The organism is Ignavibacteria bacterium, assembly GCA_015709655.1.
In the GTDB taxonomy this organism is placed as follows: Bacteria; Bacteroidota; Ignavibacteria; order Kapaibacteriales; family Kapaibacteriaceae; genus OLB6.
Genome location: CP054181.1, coordinates 1907315 through 1927726, shown reverse-complemented (window position 1 = coordinate 1927726; position 20412 = coordinate 1907315). Strand labels below are relative to the sequence as shown.

The following is a 20412-nucleotide window of genomic DNA, read 5'->3' as shown; positions in this document are numbered from 1 at the left end:
ATTCATGTCCATGACCCCTCATTCTCTCGCCTCTCGTCCCCCATAATGCGCCTTTCGGGCCCGTCCCCCTGCCCCCTCCCCAAACGCGCACGCGCGTTTAGGGAGGGGAGCCTGTTTCAATGTTTTTGTTTGACGCAGGAGCGCACGCCCGTGAACCCGATTTTTGATGTGTGTTTTTTTAGGATGCCACATGAAGTGTGCGACCACACAGTATCGCCCCTACGATATTATTGTTTTTTATGGTGTTTCGTTCGGGTGGATTTGATACACGCCCCTACGGTGATTCATGTCCATGAGCCCTCATTCTCTCGTCCATCGTAATGCGCGTTTCGGACCCCACTCCCGGCCCCACCCGGCCCCCTTCGGGCTTTAGGGAGGGGGAGACAGAATCATAAGATTTATTAAATCTTTTAATGGTCAGAACGTCGGGGTTCACGGCCGTGCATCCACAATAGGCAATCCCGCCAATTTTGTATTGTATTTTATGATGTTCCGTACAGGCCGACCATGTGCGGCAGGGTGGCCACATGGGGTCGCCCCTACCGGATTCGCATCCGCATTACGATTTAACTCAACCCGTTCTGCGCGGCCAAACCACGGCAAACATTCCAAGCGGACGGTTTACGCCCTGCGGGCCCCTCCCCCTCCGCCACCACCATCGTGCATCACCACCTACCACCACAGCTCGGCCGATCGGCTGCGTTGCACAGCCTACAAATAAACATCTGGAATTCCGGAGCAATTGCTATTAGGTATAGTGGAAGGACGACAGGATATTGTGACAACGGCCGTACGGATTCGTATTGTTTTCTATTTCGTTTCGTAGGGGAGGGAAACCCGCCCCTACGGTTATGCATTGTGTTCAACGTTGATTCGTGCGGGCGGCCACCCGGGGTTGCCCCACCGGGTTCGCATCCGCATTACGATTTAACTCAACCCGTTCTGCGCGGCCAAACCACGGCAAACATTCCAAGCGGACGGTTTACGCCCTGCGGGCCCCTCCCCCTCCGCCACCACCATCGTGCATCACCACCTACCACCACAGCTCGGCCGATCGGCTGCGTTGCACAGCCTACAAATAAACATCTGGAATTCCGGAGCAATTGCTTTTAGGTATAGTGCATGAATGACAGGAAAGTGTGACTACCCCTACACCTCCCCAGGCCCATTTCACAACCGAGAATAGTGGATACTACAAGGTTCATTCCCATCGCTCTTATCGTATTTTGTCTGTGTATTTTTGGTGTTGTCTTTGATTTCCAATTATCACCCATCCGATACTATAATGACTGAACAATCAAAAAAAGAGTTAAAAACACAATACAAGAACATGGATATCCCAATTGGCGTATATGCAATCAAAAACACGACAAACAACAAGATATTTGTTGGGAGCACTGCTAACCTGAATGCAATATGGAATCGTCATGTGTTCCAGTTGCAGGCTGGTGTTCATCCGAACAAAGCACTTCAGGAAGACTGGAGTATATTCGGTGAGTCTGCATTTAGATTTGATATTCTGAGTACGATAAAAAAAGATGCTACTACGATTAAAGATTATTCTGATGAGCTAAAGGAACTTGAAGAGATGTTTATCGACGATTTACAGCCTTTTAACAATAACGGCTATAATATCCGAAAACCATGACCGTGCATTACAACCCTTAACACAGTGCAGAGCTGACACTAATGCAAATCAGACACTTCCTATCCTTACCTCTGATATGCTGTGCAGCAGATTACCATCATACACCGTGAACACTACCATGATCCGTGCCTGTCTATTTTGTATCGCTGTGCTGTCTCTGCTTCTCCCTGCGTCTGCTGCTGAAACAACAATTATAGTTTCGGCAACAGATAACCGCACCACGATTTCACCATACATCTTTGGTAAGAACAATTGTGGACCTGCCTCGCCGGGCGACCCGGTTCCGGAGGCGGAAGTAATTCGTATGCGCGATGCCGGGTTGCGATTTGCCCGCGAGAATACTGGCAACAATGCTTCCAAATACAACTGGAAGAAAAACATCAGCAGTCACCCAGACTGGTATAACAATGTTTATGCACACGATTGGACCAACAATGCTCTGTGGCTGCAGAAGAACCTGCCGGGCATTCAGACCATGTGGGCCTTTCAACTGACAGGCTTTGCTGCGAAGACATCCTCTGCCAACTTTAACGACTGGCAGTACAACGGCTCGCAATGGTGGTCGGGTGCGTGTCAGAATCTGGCTGGTGGCGGCATTCCAAATGATGCTGGGGGATGCGCAGCGAAAACAGAAGGTAACCCCAACTCTTATCTGCAACTCTGGGATGCTGATTCAACCACCGATCTTTTAACACAGTGGTTTGGGACCGACGACAACGGGCAACTCAAGGTTGCTAATAATCTTTACTGGGATATGGATAATGAACCCGATATATGGGGCGATACTCACGATGATATTTTTAACGGCCAGCCAACACCTGAGGAGTTCATGCAACGCTACTTTGATGTTGCACACAAGGCAAGAACAAAGGCTCCGGGAATAAAGCTGTGCGGACCTGTCCCGGCATCTGAGTGGCAATGGTATGCATGGGATAACAAAATAATCTCAGCAGGAGGCAAGGAATATGTGTGGCTCGAATATTTTATAAAGCGATGTGCGGAAGAAGAGCAGGCTACCGGTGTAAGAGTTCTTGATGTTGTTGATATTCACAGCTATCCGGGAGAGGCTCAGGCAGCTGATATACTCCAGGGACATAGAGTTTATTTTGACACAGCATACACCTATCCGGGAGCAAATGGTGTTAAACTCACTGATCCGTCAGGATGGGGTAATTCAATTACCAATGAAAACATCCTTGGGAGAATTAACGGATGGCTTGACCAATACTTCGGTGCAAACCATGGAATTACCATCGGAATTTCAGAATACGCTCTCGAGACAACAGACGCGAATGTCATGGCCAATGCATACGCATCAACGTTAGGAACATTTGCAAATCATGGGGTAGAGTTTTTTTCGCCCTGGTACTGGAAGCCGGGCATGTGGGAGGTTATGAATTTATTTAGCAATTACGGAAAGACGATCAGCGTTAAGGCCACATCTAGCAACGATAACCTCATTAGTGCGTATGCTTCAGTAAATATAGCCAACGACTCTTTAACTATCATCTTTGTTAACCGGCGAACTGATAATGAAGCTCCTTGCAGCGTTGAGATTAAGGATTTCGTCGTACCCGATGGTCACTACAAGGCATACTTATTGCACAACCTTCCCGATGAAGAATCTTTTGTCAGTAAAGCAAATAATGCCCTCAATGAGACCGCCGCTACAGTGAGCGACAATAAGCTCACACTAACGATTCCGGCATTATCTGTCGAAGCTGTTCTTCTTACAGGTCAGGTTTCTTCTGTTGCCTCCAATCCGGCTAAAAGCAGTCCCCTCACAGTATATCCAACACCGGCAACCGGTAGTATTACTGTGCGCCTGCCTGAGCCCCCTCTCAGCAGCATTGTACTTACCGATACGTATGGAAGAGAACGGTGCGTTGACGCTTTCATTGGAGGCAGTACTGCAACACTGTCGCTGCACGCGCTTGCTGCCGGGATGTACACCATTCGTGTTACCGATGTTAAGGGGCTAATTCATACAGCAAGTTTTATAAAGCTTGATTAGTTACCTGACTCGCCGGTAATCGTGCAGATTTACGTAATACTGCGTGAAGCCCACATGCTTAAGATTGTATGATACATCGCCGTACACTGGTGTTGTACGCCCCTTTACAACCACCATGTTCGAAGGGAATCCATGCGGAAATGCTATCGGTAGTTTGCACGGTAGATCAATTGAATTAAATGCATACAGCGGGGCGAGATTTACCCAGGTGTCTGCTAAATATATTTGTTTATGTTCAGGTGTTTTTACTGTGGGCATTACATATTCTGTTGCCGTAAATGTTCTCGACCATAACAATGAATCACCAACAAATTGTCGATCTGTCCCCTTCTGCCAACCTGCATTAAAACTACTGTACGTGGTTGTGTCGTACCGGTACGACGCAAGCAGATTAGATGCCCTGTACTCAGCGTCCGAATACGCTTCTAAAACCTCACCGTCCGGCTTTAGCATGTACCACCGTACCATTTCTTCGTAGGGTTCGAGGGATGTGCCGGGGATAAGCCAGTACCGCAACCCTGGATGGTAATACACTTCCATTTCCTGAGCAGAACAGCCAGGCCGTGCATATTCCCAGATCCATACTTCTGTGAACACAATTGGCTGGTTATTTTTTATGCTTACGCTTTTGACCCTGCGCGCTGAACGATGTCATCACTGTTGCAGCTAGAAGTGCAACTACTGCCACACTATATCTCATTCATTCGTCCTGCTGACAATTTTCATTCTTCTACGTCCGATTAGCAAACGCTGTTGTATGTTCATTGCTTCAATATAACCAGACGCGCCAGACTCAATAATCGAATAACCGCATCTTTGCAGTATGAAAATCTCAGGCTTCACGTTTTGTCGCAACGCTCCGATGCTTGCGTATCCATTCATCGAGTCAATTCAAAGCGCTCTTCCACTTGTTGATGAATTTATTATTGCCGTTGCTCAGGGAGACAAAGGCGATACTACACGGCAGGACATCGAGGCAATTGGCTCGGAGAAAATAAAGATTGTTGATACTGACTGGAAGGCTGATGAGTTCCGCGGAGGCACAGAGTACGCACGCCAAACCGACATAGCAAGATTTGAATGTACCGGCGACTGGCTCCTCTACCTGCAGGCAGATGAGGTGCTGCATGAAGCTGACATCCCCATACTGCACAAGAGATGTTCCGATTTGCTCCATAATCATCATATTGAGGGTATGATTATGAAGTATTTTCACTTCTGGGGCGACTACAATCACTATCATACATCACACGCTTGGTATCCGTACGAGATACGAGTAATACGGAACCATCCGGATATCCACTCCTGGATGGATGCACAATCGTTCCGAAAGATCCCGGATTTCAACCCGTTAATGTACGGAGAGCATCAGGGAACGCACAAGCTTCATGTTGCCGACAGCGGAGCACGGATCTTTCATTACGGCTATGTTCGACCGCCCGACTATATGCAGCGTAAAAGCACCTCAATGCATGAACAATACCATGGAGCAACACCCAAGCCGGCAACTGAAATGTACCAGTATGGCAATCTCTCCAAGATACCGGAATACAAGGGAAGCCATCCTGCAATTATGCAAAAGCGAATTTCCGAGATGAATTGGACATATTTGTTGAACTACGACGGCAAAGAAATTCTGCGCAGGCCATTACTCAGACATGAGAAATTAAAGTATCGTATTATCTCGGGTATCGAGCAAAAACTATTATGCGGCAGACATGTTGGGGCATTCAAGAACTACATTTTTCATAATATTCCCTAGTTCAAAGCTCAAGCTTCATTGCTTGGTCAAAACTACAGTCAGTACATGATGGTCGTCACACGTCTCTAAGTGGTAAGGGGCTATGGTTCCGCAACAAACAGCTTCGATGAAACAATGCCGACTCCGGTATCTAAGGCCAGAAGATAGACGCCCGAGGCAATGTGCGCAGGCAGGCTAAGAGTAAACTCGGCTCGGCCGGCACTCTGCTGCGGTATCGCAGTGCTGTAGTCCGCCACTTCAGTACCGTAGATGTTGTACAGCTTTAAGCTGCGAATGGTATTGCTGAGTGCTTCAACGTTATTCAGCCGCACCTGTACCTGTGTGCGGACCGGAGTCGGATACGTCCACATGCTAAAGAAACGGCCATTCTTGCTTGGGATATTCAGCTTGCCGTCATCCACTGATGTGGGGCGGTCGTTGATGTAGAAGATACCCTTGTCTGTTGCAGCATATACAACATCGTTAGTATCCACATCTATATCCAAAATTACTGTCTGGTTAAGGGTATCGTTGCCAAGCGGTGTCCATACCAGGCCATTGGGTGACCACAGCACACCGCTCTCGACTGTAGCTGCAAGCAGGCTTCCGTCACGGCGGGAGATGATCTCACGGCGCGGACTAAAGCCCGGCCGGCTTTTAGGCTCGTTATAGGTAACCCTCCAGGATACTCCGCCGTCGGTGCTCGTTACAATGCGGGCATCACGCATTGTGGTTACTGATACCGTATCGTAGAATCCTGTAAAGTATGGGTTCCCATCAGGGTCCCTTTCATAAATTGCATCAAGAAGTCGTTTTGTCTCTACCGTGCCGACTGCTGCCACCAGGGTATCGATGCCTCCATCGACAACCGTTGCTAAACGTTGTTCGTGGAGATCGCCCTTACGCTTGAGAAACCATACATTACTGCCGGCTACTGCCGGGTGAGGTAACTCCTGCCAGTTCTGTCCGTTATCGGATGAGACCCACAGGCCACCGGAAACGTACGACGTATCGTAATTATCAGTACTAAACTCACGCTGGGAATACACAGTAAAGCCTTTCATGCCGCACAGCAGCCGGCCGTCGCGCAGGCGCAGCATTGAGGCTATCGTACCCAGACGCCCATTGCTGTCAGCCGGAAGCCCCTTCCCTACTTCCTCCCATGTAGCACCTCCATCAGTAGAGTGCCATAGGGCGGTTCGCTGACAGAATACCTCGGTGTTGCTCCGCTGATAAAACCGCAGCATATTACCATAGTTCTCCGGAGGATTGTCTCCAAACAGATTCACTGTTGTTTCTGACTTAAGGCGTATCACATTCGCCTTAAGTAGGTGTACAATTGAATCTTTTGTATACTCAGTTATTACGTAATTGTTTAAGGTATAGAAGTCTGAATTATATTCGTCGAGAATCTCTCCTCGTATATTGTATGCAGTTGGTAATGGTATTTGATCATTAGAGCCATCCAAGATATAGCTACCGAGTTCTCCTTTATACCGTCCTTGTATTCCGCCAGTATAGCTAAATACTGTGACATCATTGGTGTCAGTTGCATGTATTCGGTTAAATATCATTATCTGCTGTGGGAGTGTCTTGAATTCTTGACGTCTTGTAACGCGACCAGTTAACAGCCAGGTGCGTCCGTTATCCGTACTGCGAGCCAGAAACTTTGGCCCTGTGGCAAGCATGACACCGCTACTCAGGGCAAGCCCAAGAAATTGCTTCCCCTTTGCAACGAGTTCCAAAGGCTGTCGGATATCAGATGGTACTCGGAACAACTGCCCGTTCCGCACATAATATAAGTTACCCTCAGAATCAGGCTTCTGCGTTACAAACGTGACAGGCCAAAGACGTCCATTGTCATCAGAAACAACGAACTCACCAACTCCACGATACCAAAATGTGTTGCCATTATCATTGGTCGAGAACACTGTTCCATCGGCTAGAATAATCGTTACTGTATTGCCGTGTAAGTGCATCGCGCTAACACGGAGATGATTTTTCTGATATTCAGTGTTGGAAATAATTTCATCACTATTTACAAAATGAATCGTATCATACTGATGCCAGGTGTCGCCGCCATCAGTACTTACACCTATATTGAAATACGGTATCTTTCTTGAATTATTTGGATCCGGGTTGGGAAGGAGGGTACGAAACCCGGCAAGAATAGCTTCTTTGTTAGCTGAATAGTTGTAATAGAGTGCTGTTTGCGGGATTTTGGTGGGTGTCGTTCTACCTGTCTCTGACGAATACTCAATCCATTGGTCAAGATTTTGTACAGCAACGATTGTGGGGTGTACTTCTTGGATGTTTGGAAAGTCTAAACCTGCAACGGGGGCATTGTAATCAACAGAATGCCAAGAGTATTCACGGGCATAAGATACCCGCCCTTGTTGTATATTCCCATTACTTACTAATAATACGGCAACACTATCAACTGCTGCGAGTACACCTGCTCTGCGACTGCTGTCAATTTCAACCCATTCCCTGTTTGTACGATCGTATTCAAGGTACATTCTCGACTTATAGGTGTTTGTAAATACGCAGAATACCCGACCTGCACCCGTTGCGAAAGTCATAAATATGTTTCGGTCTGACGGGGTAGAAGGGAGAGCAGGCTCAGACCAGGTAATACCATAATCATCTGAGACGATGGCATGCGATGCATGACCCGCCCAAAATTCGTGATGCACTGTATCATAGACAACCCCACTACTAGGAGCATACTGTTTCCCAATATAGTTTCCTACTATCCCTGACATTACTAATGGCATGACTCCCCATTGTTGAGCGACACTTTGAGAAACTGCAAATACAGTGATGATAACTGAAACAATGGAAGAAAGAGCTTTCATCAATATTGCTACCTTAATCTGTGGATTATCTCTGCATATGAGAAACGACTGCCATTGAATTATCTGCAAAAGTTTGTTACCAAAGCAGGGTCGTATTGACATTCAACCGTAACACAGGGAGCATAGCATACCTGACTTGGTTGAGGGCACCCGGGTACAAGCAGCTGTTCTGTATAGGGCAGTCCTGTTACAGGATCAATACAAATCCTCCACGAATTAGTGCAACACTCAGCATCCTGGCACCAAACCAAACAACTATCCTCCCACTGTACACAGCGGGGCATGGTTACAGTCCAGCAATAAACTTGGTTGTAAGGTGGGGGTGGATCACAATACGGAATCGCTCCTGCAAGCATATTTATGTCACCGCCAAGTGGATTCAGTGCATAGAACACGCTCTCCATCACCTTCTGCTCCTTGCCTATTGGAAGTGGACAGTTATTTAAGAAGCAGATCCTCTTAAAGCATGTTCGGGAATTGATGCGAAGCGTAGGATTGCACGGATCTTGTTCCATTGGTGTTGCTGCATAGTGTTTGTAGGTAATAGCAACTTCACACGTATCACCATCAATACACACCGTTGTAACCTTGGTCTGCTCTGTATCTGGCGGCAAGTCACCGCAATCACAGCTTGGTGGTGCCGCCGGTGGCATCGCCATAGGGGGCGTGGCAGTTCCGAGCAGGATTACAGCAAATAGAAAAGGCAGAGAGCCAAGAAATGAGTACAGAGCTTTCATAAGAGACTCCATCGTACAGGTAAATAAATCAGCACTGCAACTGGGATTACGTTGCAACATGATTTATGCTGTAAAGTACACAAAGTGTTACAGATTTGCAAATCTTTTTTTAGCAAAAAATTAGTGACCGTACTGGGTGTGCATCCTTCCGGTTGCCTGGTTTGTGGCTCAGTACCCTATTCCGCAACAAACAGCTTCGATGAAACAATGCCGGCTCCGGTATCTAAGGCCAGAAGATAGACGCCCGAGGCAATGTGCGCAGGCAGGCTAAGAGTAAACTCGGCTCGGCCGGCACTCTGCTGCGGTATCGCAGTGCTGTAGTCCGCCACTTCCGTACCGTAGATGTTGTACAGCTTTAAGCTGCGAATGGTATTGCTGAGTGCTTCGACGTTGTTCAACCGTACCTGCACCTGCGTGCGCACGGGCGCCGGATACGTCCACATGCTAAAGAAACGGCTATTCTTGCTTGGGATATTCAGCTTGCCGTCATCCACTGATGTGGGGCGGTCGTTGATGTAGAAGATACCCTTGTCTGTTGCAGCATATACAACATCGTTAGTATCCACATCTATATCCAAAATTACTGTCTGGTTAAGGGTATCGTTGCCAAGCGGTGTCCATACCAGGCCATTGGGCGACCACAGCACACCGCTCTCGACTGTAGCTGCAAGCAGGCTTCCGTCACGGCGGGAGATGATCTCACGGCGCGGACTAAAGCCCGGCCGGCTTTTAGGCTCGTTATAGGTAACCCTCCAGGATACTCCGCCGTCGGTGCTCGTTACAATGCGGGCATCACGCATTGTGGTTACTGATATCGTATCGTAGAATCCGGTAAAACGTGGGTTCCCGTCAGGGCCAATTTCATGAATTTCATCGAGCACCCGTTTCGTTTCAACCGTGCCGACGGACGCCACCAGCGTATCGGTACCTCCATCTACTGCCGTTGCCAGTCGTTGTTCGTTGAGGTCGCCCTTGCGCTTGAGAAACCATACATTACTGCCGGTTACTGCCGGGTGAGGCAGCTCCTGCCAGTTCTGTCCGTTATCGGATGAGACCCACAGACCACCGCCAACATACGACGTATCGTAATTATCCGTGCCAAATTCAGTCTGAGTGTACACGGTATAGCCTTTCATACCGCACAGCAGCCGGCCGTCGCGCAGGCGCAGCATTGAGGCTATCGTACCTGGAATTCCGTTGCTGTCAGCCGTAAGCTCCTTTCCAATTTCTTGCCACGTACCGCCGCCATCGGTAGAGTGCCACAGAACTGTTTTTTGGTAAAAGATCTCGGAGTTGCTCTGCTGATAAAACTGCGGCTTTTCAGACTCGTACCTTCTTGGCAGGGCTTCTCCAGGCAGCGGTGCTATCGAGTCTGCCTTCATATAGATTATGCCCTGGTTCAGATCCAGTACCGAGTCTGGTGTGAAGCTGGCTACTTCATAATTCTTTGTAACATATTCATCAGAGTGATACTCGCCAATCCATAGTTTTACTTCACCCTGGTAACTCCAGTTGAGTCGGTAATAGCCATCCAGGCGATAGACACCATCTTCGCCCAGATACTGTGCCTGAATGTTTCCCGTAGAGCTAAGAACCGCGACATCATTTGTATCAGTGGCGACAATGCGGTCAAATATCATCTTCTCCTGAGGCACCGGAGTGTAGTCCTGATCTTTGTGCTGCTCAGTGACTCTGCCGGTTAGCAGCCAGGTACTTCCTGCATCGGTGCTACGTGCCAGATACGTTGCTCCGGCTGCCAGCATCGTGCCGTCGCCTAATGTAAACCAATAAAAATTTTTTCCTTTTGTAACAAGTTCCAACGGCTGCCGGATATCCGCTGGTACTCGAAGCAACTGGCCTGTTCGTAAAAGCTGCCCGCTTTGTCGCACGTAATACATATTCCCCTCGCTATCAGTTCTTACCGTCTCGCGGGCCGGGTATGCGAGAAGCCCCTCATCATCTTTAACAATGAACTCACCAACTCCACGATACCAAAACGTGTTGCCATTATCATTGGTCGAGAATACCGTTCCGTCGGCAAGAACAATTGTTACCGTATTGCCATGCAAATGCATTATGCTTACCTGAAGATGATTTTGCTGGTATTCGGTATTGGTAACAATCTTATCACTGTTTACAAAACGAATCGTATCATACTGGTGCCAGGTGTCGCCGCCATCAGTACTTACACCTATATTGAAATACGCTATCTCCTTGTTTGATTTATTAGGATCAGGATTAGGAAGAAGGGTGCGAAACCCGGCAATAATCACATCCCTGTTCGCTGAATAGTTGTAATAGAGTGCTGTTGGTGGAATTTTGGTACGCGCCGTTCTTCCTGTTTCTGACGAATACTCAACCCAGTTGTCAAGGCTTTGCACGGCAACGATTGTGGGGTGTACTTCCTGGATGTATGGAGAACGCATCAGTCTCATTGGTTGTTCCACCTGCCTTATCTCACCGAGATCGGTAACAGAATGCCAGGTTTGATCGCCGGCGTGAGACACCCATAGCTCCCATATCACTGCTGTTCCCTGCGAATTAAACTTACCCTCCAGGAAAATGGCTGCACTATCAACGGCTGCGTGAAATTGTACCAAACGGAAACTGTCAATTTCAGTCCAGCAATTCCGCGTCCGATCAAATTCCAATTTGACAAAGATATGATCCGGAGTTATCAATGCTCCAAGGATTCGACCCGCACCTGCCGAAATGGCTATGTCTCTATAATAGAAAGAGGGAGGAACAGGCAGCTTTGGCTCAGACCAGGAAACACCGTTATCGCGTGACACTATGATATGCGAACCGTGTCCGGCCCAAAACTCCCGGTATGCAGTGTCGTAGGCTACAAGACCGGCTATGCCACCACGAGGCCGCCATCCTCCCGTGTTTTTTGCACCTCCTACGGTTACCGCAGGCAGAGCCTGCCACATCTGGGCAGCAGCTTGCGGTACGGGCAGTAAAATAATAACGGCAAGAAAACATGAAACAAGGCATCGTACCAATGTTACTGCCTTCAGCGGTCCACGATTTTTCTTCATAACGAAGCCACACCAATTGGTTTTTATCGACAAAAGCTTGTTACCAAAGTGGGATCGTATTTGCATACAACCGGAATACAGGGAGGGTGGCATACCTGATTTGGTGGGGGACATACCCCGTTCTCTTCAGCATAAGGTTGACCTGTCACAGGATTAATACAAATTCTCCACGACGTGGTACAGCATTCTTCATCACCGCAGAGAACCAAACAGTTCCCTTCCCACCGTACACAGCGTGGCATGGTAACCGTCCAGCAATAAACTTGGTTAATAGGAGGTATATGGTCACAATACGGAATCGATCCAGCCAGCGCATTAATGTCACCGCCAAGAGGATTCAGTGCATAGAACACACTCTCCATCACTTTCTGCTCCTTGCCTATTGGAAGTGGGCAACTATCTGGGAAGCAGATCCTCTTAAAGCATGTTCGGGAATTGATGCGTAAAGAACCATTGCACGGATCTACTTCCATTGGTGTTGCTGCATAGTGTCTGTAGGTAATAGCAACTTCACACGTATCACCATCAATACAGACCGTTGTAACCTTGGTCTGCTCTGTATCTGGCGGCAAGTCACCGCAACCACAGCTTGGTGGTGCCGCCGGTGGCATCGCCATAGGGGGCGTGGCAGTTCCGAGCAGGATTACAGCAAATAGAAAAGGCAGAGAGCCAAGAAATGAGTACAGAGCTTTCATAAGAGACTCCATCGTACAGGTAAATAAATCAGCACTGCAACTGGGATTACGTTGCAACATGATTTATGCTGTAAAGTACACAAAGTGTTACAGATTTGCAAATCTTTTTTTAGCAAAAAATTAGTGACCGTACTGGGTGTGCATCCTTCCGGTTGCCTGGTTTGTGGCTCAGCACCCTATTCCGCAACAAACAACTTCGATGAAACAATGCCGGCTCCGGTATCTAAGGCCAGAAGATAGACGCCTGAGGCAAGTCCCGCAGGCAGGCTAAGGGTAAACTCGGCGCGGCCGGTAGTCTGCTGTGGTATCGTAGTACTAAAGTCTGCTATTTCTGTTCCGTAGATGTTGTACAGCTTTAAGCTGCGAATGGTATTGCTGAGAGCTTCAACGTTATTTAGTCGTACTTGCACCTTTGTGCGGACGGGAGTCGGATACGTCCACATGCTAAAGAAACGGCCATTCTTGCTTGGGATATTCAGCTTGCCGTCATCCACTGATGTGGGGCGGTCGTTGATGTAGAATATACCTTTATCTGTTGCGGCATATACAACATCGTTAGTATCCACATCTATATCCAATATTACTGTCTGATTAAGTGTATCGTTGCCCAGTGGTGTCCATACCAAACCATTTGGCGACCACAGCACACCGCTTTCGACTGTGGCTGCCAGCAGGCTGCCGTCACGGCGGGAGATGATCTCACGGCGCGGACTAAAGCCCGGCCGGCTTTTAGGCTCGTTATAGGTAACCCTCCAGGAGGCTCCGCCGTCGGTGCTCGTTACAATGCGGGCATCACGCATTGTGGTTACTGATATCGTATCGTAGAATCCGGTAAAACGTGGGTTCCCGTCAGGGCCAATTTCATGAATTTCATCGAGCACCCGTTTCGTTTCAACCGTGCCGACGGACGCCACCAGCGTATCGGTACCTCCATCTACTGCCGTTGCCAGTCGTTGTTCGTTGAGGTCGCCCTTGCGCTTAAGAAACCATACATTGCTGCCGGTAACTGCAGGGTGAGACAGCTCCTGCCAGTTCTGTCCGTTATCCGATGAGACCCATAGACCGCCTTTAACATACGACGTATCGTAGTTATCTGTACCAAACTCACGCTGAGTGAACACAGTATAGCCTTTCATACCGCACAGCAGCCGACCGTCACGCAGCCGCAGAATTGATGCTATCGTACCCTGACGCCCATTGCTGTCAGCCGGAAGCCCCTTCCCAATTTCCTGCCACGTAGCACCATCAGTAGAGTGCCATAGAACATTAATTTGGCAAAAGATTTCGGATTCGTGTTGTTGATAAAAGCGAATAGGGTAATAGGGTTCGGGGGAGACTCCGGAAATCAATGGCGAGATTGAGTCCGACAAAAAATGAACGATACCTCTGTTTAGTGTTTGGACTGAATCAGAATTGAATGTTACTACTTCGTAGTTTCTTGTCGTTGTGATATCAGAATTATGCTCATCCATATAATCCTCACCGAATCTTGTCAATTTTCTTGACCCATATATTAAGTTCTTCCAACCATCAAGTTCGTAGCCAACTTCGTATCCACGATACCTTGCTTGTATGCCTCTTGTAAAACTCAACACAGCAATGTCATCCGTGTCACGAGCGACAATACGATTAAAGATCATGTACTTTTGTGGTATCGGGAGGAAATCATCATGTTCTTTTGGAGTCGTTATTGAACCTGTAAGAATCCATGTGGTGCCGCCATTTGTACTTCGCACTAAATAGTTAAATCCGGTGGCAATCATCATACCGTTTCCAACGGAAATACTGTTAATCATCTTACCTTTCGCAAAAAGAATCAATGGCTGCTCAATCTCCTTTGGGACCATAAAGATTTGCCCATTACGTGAGTAGAACAAATTACCAACGCTATCTGATATCGTAGAGATATATGATTGTCGTGAATAATGTATAGCTCCCGTCTTACTAGTGCTGAATTCGCCAACTCCACGATACCAAAAGGTTTTCCCACCGTCATCAGTAGAAAACACTCTGCCATCAGCTAACACGACTGTAATACTCTTACCATGTAGTCGAATAGTGGATAACATAAAGGCTGTTGAGTCGACCTCTGTGTTAGTTATAATCTTCTTACTGTTAACAAACCTGATTGTATCATATCCAATAAATATTTTACCACTATCGTTGCTAACACCAATACTATAGCGCTCTACTCTTCGTTTTTCATCATACTTCGTTGGGCTAAACTGAAGCACTCTAATTCCTGCAACAATGATATTTTTTTGTGCCGAATAGCAGTAATGGGTGATCGTTGGAGATATTAAGGAGGTACTAATTTTACCATCTACAGTCGAGAACTCAATCCAGTTGCCCCCATTCTTGATTGACATTATTGTTGGATGTGCCTGCAGGATACTTGGATCGTAGCCAACATCATAGTTGTCGGAACTGTAAGGGGAATCAAGATTCGCTTGTCGCCATATTCTATCTCTCGCATGGCTATAGGGACATAATCCCGTATACAGATTGATAAAAGCAGCACTGTCAATTACCGCGTATGGAATACTCCTGGAAGAGGTATAAATCGATTCCCAGGAGTCGTTACTGCGATCGAATTCGAAAAACAAGCGCCTTTTATATGAATTCGCCCACGATCCGATGATCCTCCCTGCTCCGCTTGCTACAATAACTCCTAGATTGTACGGTGACGGTGTAAAGGGTTGAGAGGGTTCGGACCACGAGAGCCCGTTGTCTCTTGATACAATAATTCGAGAGTCGTGCCCTGCCCAAAATTCATGGTGTACGGAGTCGTAGGTTACGCGACTCGTACAAGATGTACCCACCTCTTCGAGATTGTTTGCTCCGTACGTTACGCGCGGCAATAAAGTCCATCGTTGTCCGACCAGCGTCGATACAGAAAATACAAAGCATACAAGAAGTGTAAAAGCGGCACTGTTCATTTTCATTTCGTACGCCCTTCAATCCGTTAATATTTTGATATAGCACTCATTTTTCCGATTATCACTGACAAAGCTCGTACGAGTTTCTTCAACCTATATTCCATTACTTCCTGCTTTTACTTTCGTTTTCTGTTGTCCACTAAGTGGTTGTTCGTAGATCAAATGGCTTCGATACTATATCGTATACTTTTTGAAAGTATAAATGGTAGATTGGTTATTGATTTCACTTTCTGAGTGCTGTGTTTCAGCATTTCTCTAACGGCAATACGTGACTATAACTTTCGGGTTGAACTCACAGTCAATCGTTATGCATGGCTGTATGCAGATTTGTGTTGGTGGATCGCAGGCACCTGGCTGATCAGTTGGGGATACTTCAGGGTCACCCGTAGATCTATTAATACAAATTCTCCACGAATTGGAACAGCACTCTGCATCCTGGCAGCGAACCAAACAGCTATCCTCCCATTGTACACAGCGTGGCATGGTAACCGTCCAGCAGTACACGTCCTCATCACAGTAAGGGATCGCTCCTACCAGCATATTAATATCACCGCCAAGTGGGTTCAGTGCATAGAATACTCCTTCCATCACTTTCTGCTCCTTGCCTATTGGAAGTGGGCAATTATTTAAGAAGCATATCCTCTTAAAGCACGTTCGTGAATTGATATAAACATGATCATTACACGGATCTTCTTCCATTGGTACCGCTGCATAGTGTCTGTAGGTAATAGCAACTTCACACGTATCACCATCAATACAGACCGTTGTAATCTTGGTTTGTTCATTGAAGGGTGGCAAGTCACCGCAGTCACAGCTTGGTGGTGCCGCTGGTGGCATCGCCACAGTGGGCATGGTAGTACCATGCAGGGTTATAAATAACAGCACAAGAAAAGGCAGAGAGCAAATAAACGAGTACAAATCTTTCATAAGAGACTCCATTGTACATGTAATTAACACTACGCTGCAACTTAGACTACGCTATAACCTAGGCTACGCTGCAACTTACATACATTATCAGAGTTTCGCAACCCTGTGTTTGTTTTGCAGTAAAAAGCACAATAGCTGAGCAGGTTCTGCGCAGCCTTCCGATCGGGAATCAATTTCCAGATTGTTTAACGCAAAAAGGCGATGCCGTTTACACGACATCGCCTTCTGTTATAATACTAATCCATTTTATCGAATACCTTCTGCGCGTTTCTTTTGGTACTCCTTGGCCATTTCATCCTGGATAGCACGGGGAACCTGCTGGTATTTTGCGAATTCCATCGAGAACTCGCCCTTGCCTTGTGTTACCGACCGTAAATCTGTTGAGTACCCGAACATTTCTGACAGAGGCACTTCGGCAACTATCGTTACATACGTTGCATCGGCTTCAGTACCCATTATAACACCACGTCGCTGGTTTACCTGACCGATCACTGTTCCCTGAAACTCTTCGGGTGTACTTACTTCGAGCTTCATAATCGGTTCAAGAATAATCGGCCTTGCCTTTTCGTATGCTTCACGGAAGGCCATTAGAGCTGCTGTTTTAAAGGCCTGCTCAGAAGAGTCAACTGCGTGGGTGGCTCCATCATTTATGACAGCGCGAACACCAACAACTTTTTGCCCGATAAGTGAACCTTCCTGAATCGCTTCGCGGAAGCCCTTATCGCATGCGGGAATATATTCACGGGGAATCACACCACCAACAATGTCATCCACAAATTCGTATGTTTCAACGGCATCCAGCGGCAGCGGTTCAAGGTAACCGGCCACACGACCAAACTGACCCGAGCCCCCTGTCTGCTTCTTATGCGTATAGTTAAACTCAGCCTGCTGCGAGATTGCTTCGCGGAAGGCTACCTTCGGACGACCCACGATTACTTCGGTGTTATACTCACGCTTAATGCGCTCAATGTAAATGTCCAGGTGCAGTTCACCCATTCCTTTAATGATCGTTTCGCCAGACTCTTCGTCACGCATTACACGGAAGGTTGGGTCTTCCTTGGTAAACCTGTTTAATGCCTTCGAGAAGTTTGCAAGACCTGACTTGTCCTTGGGGCTGACTGCCAGCTCAATTACAGGCTCGGGTACAAACATCGACGTCATAGAGTAGTTAACTGTACCATCGGTAAATGTATCACCCGATGCGCAGTCTACGCCAAACAGTGCAACGATGTCACCGCATTCCGCTGATTCGATATCATGCATTTCATTTGAGTGCATCCGTACAAGACGTGACACCTTAATTTTCTTCCCGTTGGACATATTGTGAATAAAGTCGCCCTTGCGAACAGTCCCCTGGTATACACGCATATACGTTAACTGACCATATTTACCATCTTCCAACTTAAATGCAAGCATCACGAGTGGCTTGGTTGGATTGCTATCCAGAACTATCTTCTCTTCGTTATTATCAAGGTCCAGAGCTTCATTCACAACGTCAAATGGTGCCGGCAGGAACTGCGTTACTCCGTCAAGCATAACCTGAACCCCCTTGTTCTTATAGGCTGAGCCACAGAATACCGGTGTCATTTTCATCGAAAGTGTACCCTTCCTGATAGCTGCACGGAGCTCGTCAACACTCGGCTCTTCGTCCATGAGGAACTTCTCCATCAATGCATCATCAAAGTCAGCAGCTACTTCTATCAAACGTCTGCGAAGCTCAGTAGCTTTCTCTGTCAGCTCGGCCGGTATTGGCTTACGGCTAATAACCTCACCTTTTTCACCATCAAAATACACAGCCTCCATTGTGACTAAATCAAGTACGCCCTGGAGCTTATCTTCAAGTCCAATCGGGTATGACACGAATGCAGGGTTATGTTGCAACTTTTCACGAAGCTGCGATAAAACCCTGTCAGGATTTGCTCCCGAACGGTCAGCTTTATTAATAAACGCAACTCGTGGCACATTATAGCGCTTCATCTGTCTGTCTACAGTAATGGACTGAGACTGCACTCCGGCTACGGAACACAATACCAAGACGGCGCCGTCTAGCACACGTAGAGCACGCTCAACCTCCACCGTGAAGTCAACGTGGCCTGGAGTATCAATCAGGTTGATATTGTAGTCACCCCACGTTGCATACGTGGCGGCACTCTGAATTGTAATACCCTTTTCTTTCTCCAACTCCATCGAGTCCATCTTGGCACCGGCACCGTCCTTGCCACGAACCTCGTGGATTGCATGAATCTTACCTGTATAGAATAGAATACGCTCAGAGGTGGTTGTTTTTCCTGAGTCAATGTGAGCACTTATTCCAATATTGCGGACTTTTGAGATGTCTGACATGGTTTTTTGATGTATACTTTAAGAAAAAGACTACAAAGATACATGAAAATTCTTTGTCAATGGCAAGCTTAAAGAGAAAGGGGGCTCTGGCAAGAGTCCCCCCTTAGCAAACTAACAGGGTTGATTTCCCTGGGAACGCCGGCTTTCAGGCGACCGGCCTATGGACACACTCCGGCCTTGAGCAGTACCTTTTCTACACTCCAGAGCGTAACGTTTTTCTTCAGGGTTACACCAAAAGCACTAAAATCAGCACCTGCAGCTCCGATAAACTGAGCTCGTGCCTGCTGACACGGGTTTACGCCGGTAGCGAAGTCACCCCCGAGCAGCATGGCTGTTTGCACCCAAGGTACCAGGATGGTGTTGTCGAACAGGGAAAATTCAAGGCGTGGGAAACCCAGGCCAAAATTGGCTGCTACCGCTGACGATGCTCCCGTTTGAGCATTACTGCCCTTCTCCATCTTGTACGTGCCAACAGCACCTAAACCCTTGATCTGCCCGCCCTCGAACGAAAACCCAGTAGAGCTATGATAATCAAACCTCGCATCAATGAGTGATGATCCGTCAGGAGGGATAACACTGTTTACCACAACCTGAACCTTGATGTTCATCATCACAATCAGCGGCCCAACCGTTATCGGCACTTTAATCAGCGTTATCGGTAATTCAAGATTGACAGCTTCATTTCCGGAACCGGCACAGTTGACCGACATGGTAACACTACCCTTCACGTCAGGGTTCGACACCCGGTATTGTGTAAGCTGACTGTTCTGCATTGTAACAGCTGAACTTGTACTGAACTTGTTGATCTTCCCTACCAGTGAGTAGCGTGCTCGTAATGCCTCATATATTTTCTTTTCTACGTGGATGTAAACATTTGCATCATCACCCAACATTTTCCAGGAAATTTTGTACGTGTATTCGCCCATCTCCAGCTCAAGATCGAAACTATCGGCAGTAACGGGGGTCATGATGTGCGACATTCCTTTTCTATCAACTACCTGCGGAACCAATTCCTTATTGAAACGAATGGTTCTGTCCCACGATATCATGGCATTCTTAAATACCTTATCCAACGTTGTGGGTTTGGTTGTGGCAGTGACCGAATTCCCGGAGGTGTTAACGGTGACAATCTCACCAAGCCCCTTTCGAAAAACCAGGAGTTGCTTGCCTGGTTTAATATCTGAGAGTGTTGGGATGTTGGCTCTAAACACATACGTCTGAGTTTCTTCATCAAACGATACTAGATACTCTGATACACCCGCACTGTCAACAAATACAGCTGAATCAGCATATTCAACATCGTAGGTAAAGGTATTTTTATCGGGTTCAGATCTGTCTGGTTCCGTTGTTGTTCCATTGCACGACACAAGCAGAATACCAAGCAAAAAAATAGCAGTTGCATAGTGTAGGAAGTGCTTCATGATTATTGCTTTGCTGATTGTACATGTCTTTACATGGAACAAAACTAG

At 47.2% G+C, this 20412-nt stretch carries 9 protein-coding genes; 3 read left to right on the top strand and 6 right to left on the bottom strand.

From position 1 onward, the window contains the following. The first annotated feature begins 1285 nt into the window (after positions 1–1285). Positions 1286–1648 (top strand): GIY-YIG nuclease family protein, encoded by a 363-nt coding sequence (locus HRU79_07735; GenBank protein ID QOJ26543.1) that lies wholly within the window; start codon positions 1286–1288, stop codon positions 1646–1648. Between the two features lie 148 nt (positions 1649–1796). Further along, positions 1797–3662 carry a T9SS type A sorting domain-containing protein gene (locus tag HRU79_07730; protein QOJ26542.1) on the top strand — a complete coding sequence of 622 codons (1866 nt, stop codon included), beginning with the start codon at positions 1797–1799 and terminating at the stop codon, positions 3660–3662. Here the strand turns inward: HRU79_07730 and HRU79_07725 are convergent, their stop codons facing one another. Continuing rightward, positions 3663–4259 (bottom strand): hypothetical protein, encoded by a 597-nt coding sequence (locus tag HRU79_07725; protein QOJ26541.1) that lies wholly within the window; start codon positions 4257–4259, stop codon positions 3663–3665. It lies immediately after the preceding gene. Between the two features lie 226 nt (positions 4260–4485). On the opposite strand from HRU79_07725, the gene HRU79_07720 reads away from it, so the two are divergent. After that, entirely contained in the window at positions 4486–5424 is a 939-nt protein-coding gene (locus HRU79_07720) for a hypothetical protein (protein QOJ26540.1), read from the top strand. Between the two features lie 80 nt (positions 5425–5504). On the opposite strand, the gene HRU79_07715 is transcribed toward HRU79_07720, so the two are convergent. From HRU79_07715 to HRU79_07695, 5 genes are all read right to left on the bottom strand, one after another. After that, positions 5505–7985: an exo-alpha-sialidase gene (locus tag HRU79_07715; protein ID QOJ26539.1), complete on the bottom strand. Its 2481-nt coding sequence runs from the start codon at positions 7983–7985 to the stop codon at positions 5505–5507. Between the two features lie 1189 nt (positions 7986–9174). After that, positions 9175–12039, bottom strand: coding sequence for a T9SS type A sorting domain-containing protein (locus HRU79_07710; GenBank protein ID QOJ26538.1), 2865 nt, complete (start codon positions 12037–12039; stop codon positions 9175–9177). Positions 12040–12910: 871 nt separating this feature from the next. Continuing rightward, on the bottom strand, positions 12911–15679 hold the full coding sequence (locus HRU79_07705) for a T9SS type A sorting domain-containing protein (GenBank protein QOJ26537.1): 2769 nt from the start codon (positions 15677–15679) through the stop codon (positions 12911–12913). Between the two features lie 1167 nt (positions 15680–16846). Then, positions 16847–18943, bottom strand: a complete 2097-nt coding sequence (locus HRU79_07700; protein QOJ26536.1) for an elongation factor G — start codon at positions 18941–18943, stop codon at positions 16847–16849. A gap of 158 nt (positions 18944–19101) precedes the next feature. Then, positions 19102–20364, bottom strand: a complete 1263-nt coding sequence (locus tag HRU79_07695) for a hypothetical protein (GenBank protein ID QOJ26535.1) — start codon at positions 20362–20364, stop codon at positions 19102–19104. Between the last annotated feature and the right edge of the window lie 48 nt (positions 20365–20412).